This is a genomic window from Streptomyces tricolor (genome assembly GCF_002155905.1).
In the GTDB taxonomy this organism is placed as follows: domain Bacteria; phylum Actinomycetota; class Actinomycetes; order Streptomycetales; family Streptomycetaceae; genus Streptomyces; species Streptomyces tricolor.
The window spans coordinates 1-2,193 of record NZ_MUMF01000926.1 but is presented as its reverse complement, the minus strand read 5'-3'; the positions used below and the strand labels follow the sequence as shown (position 1 = coordinate 2,193).

Sequence of the window (2,193 nt, the reverse complement as noted above, 5' to 3'; positions counted from 1 at the left end):
CTCGGCCCGTTCGGCCGGGACCGTGCTGGACGGCGTGACGGTGGAGGACGCGGCGACCGCCGACTACACCGGCCTGGACATCGTGCTCTTCTCCGCGGGCGGCTCGACGTCCAAGGCGCTGGCCGAAAAGGTCGCCTCGCAGGGCGCCGTGGTGATCGACAACTCCTCGGCCTGGCGCAAGGACCCGGACGTGCCCCTGGTCGTCTCCGAGGTGAACCCGCACGCCATCGCCGACCGCCCCAAGGGCATCATCGCCAACCCGAACTGCACGACGATGGCCGCGATGCCGGTGCTGAAGCCGCTGCACGAGGAGGCCGGTCTGGAGGCGCTGGTCGTCGCCACGTACCAGGCGGTGTCCGGCTCGGGTCTCGCGGGCGTGGCGGAGCTGCACGGCCAGGTGCAGAAGGTGGCGGCCGAGGCCGACAAGCTCACCCACGACGGCGCGGCGGTCGACTTCCCCGAGCCGAACGTCTACAAGCGCACCATCGCCTTCAACGTGCTGCCCTTCGCCGGCAACCTCGTCGACGACGGTCTGAACGAGACCGACGAGGAGCAGAAGCTGCGCAACGAGTCCCGCAAGATCCTGGAGATCCCGGCCCTGAAGGTCTCCGGCACCTGTGTGCGCGTCCCGGTCTTCTCCGGCCACTCCCTCCAGGTCAACGCCCGCTTCGCGCGCCCGATCTCCCCGGAGCGGGCCACCGAGCTGCTCGCGAAGGCGCCGGGCGTCGCCCTGTCCGACATCCCGACCCCGCTGCAGGCGGCCGGCCAGGACCCGTCGTACGTCGGCCGCATCCGCCGCGACGAGACGTCGGAGAACGGCCTCGCGCTGTTCATCTCCAACGACAACCTCCGCAAGGGCGCCGCGCTGAACGCGGTGCAGATCGCGGAGCTGGTGGCGGCGGAGCTGTCGGCGAAGTAACCCGGCTCACCGGACCCCGAGGGGCGGCCCCGCCCGGGCCGCCCCTTCGCCATGTCCGGCCGCCCCTCACCCGCCCGGCCTCACGCACGCCGACCGCGCCACCCGCGCCACCGCCACCCGCGCCGACCGCGCCGCTCGCCCGCCGGTGCCGCCGCGGGTGTCGCCGCCAGCGCCGCCGCCAGCGCCAGCAGCGCGCCCGCGCCCAGGACGGCCGTCAGCCCCGGTCCGTCCGCGAGCCGGCCGCCGGTCAGGGCGCCGAGCGCGATGGCCGTGTTGAACACCCCGGCGAACAGCGCGGAGGCCGCCTCCGGGTCCTGCGGGGCGGCGGCCGACAGCAGGTTCTGGGCGCTGACGGACACCCCGCCGTAGGCCACCCCCCACACCAGCAGCAGCGCCGCCGAGACGGCCACCGAGCCGGCTGCGGGGATCAGCAGCAGCACGACGGCGCCGAGGAGCGCGGCGATCAGCCGCAGCCCGCGGCGCGGGTCGCGGGCCGCGAGGGCGCCGCCCGCGAAGTTCCCGGCGACGCCCGCGAGGCCGTAGCCGAGCAGCAGGGCGCTGACCAGGGCCGGGCCGGTGTCGGGGGTGCGCTGGAGCACGGGGCGGACGTAGGTGTAGGCGGCGAAGTGGCCGGTGACCAGCAGGGCGACGGTGGTCAGGGCGCGGCGGACGGGCGGGCGGCGCAGCAGGCCGGGGAAGGTGCCGAGGCGGACCGGCCGTTCGGCGGGCAGCGGCGGCAGCAGCACGGCCAGGGCCCCGGCGACGGCGAGCGCGCAGCCGGCCATCGCCGTGAACGCCCACGCGCGGCCCGCGAACGAGCCGAGCAGGGTGCCGGCGGGCACACCGAGCACCGAGGCGACCGCGATACCGCTGAAGATCACGGCGGTGGCGCGCCCGGCGGCCGGCCCCGGCAGCAGCCGGCCGCCGAGCCCGGCGGCCACCGCCCATACCCCGCCGATGCACACCCCGACCAGCAGCCGGGCGGCGAGCAGCACCTCGAAGACGGGGGCGTGGGCGGTGAGCAGGTTGGCGGCGGCCAGCAGGAGCAGCAGCACCCACAGCACGGTGCGCCGGTCGGCGCGGCGCACGGCGACCGGCAGCAGCGGGGCGGCAGCGGCGGCGGCCAGCCCGGGCAGGGTGAGCGCGAGCCCCGCGGTGCCGGCGGAGACGTGCAGGTCGCGGGCGAGGGAGGGGAGCAGGCCGACGGGCAGCATCTCGGTGGTGACGACGCTGAAGGTGGCGGCGGCGAGAGCGAGTACGGCGGCCCAGGGGCG

The 2,193-nt window shown here is 76.4% G+C and carries 2 protein-coding genes; one reads left to right on the top strand and one right to left on the bottom strand.

Annotated features, from left to right (window positions below; all coding sequences use genetic code 11):
• Nucleotides 1–919 (top strand): aspartate-semialdehyde dehydrogenase (locus CCN44_RS41565; RefSeq protein ID WP_086704395.1); only part of this gene is annotated, 919 nt, incomplete at its 5' end.
• 80 nt (nt 920–999) lie between these two features.
• On the opposite strand, the gene CCN44_RS41560 is transcribed toward CCN44_RS41565, so the two are convergent.
• Nucleotides 1,000–2,193, bottom strand: a 1,194-nt coding sequence (locus CCN44_RS41560; RefSeq protein WP_107502183.1) for an MFS transporter, incomplete at its 5' end; no start/stop codon positions are given.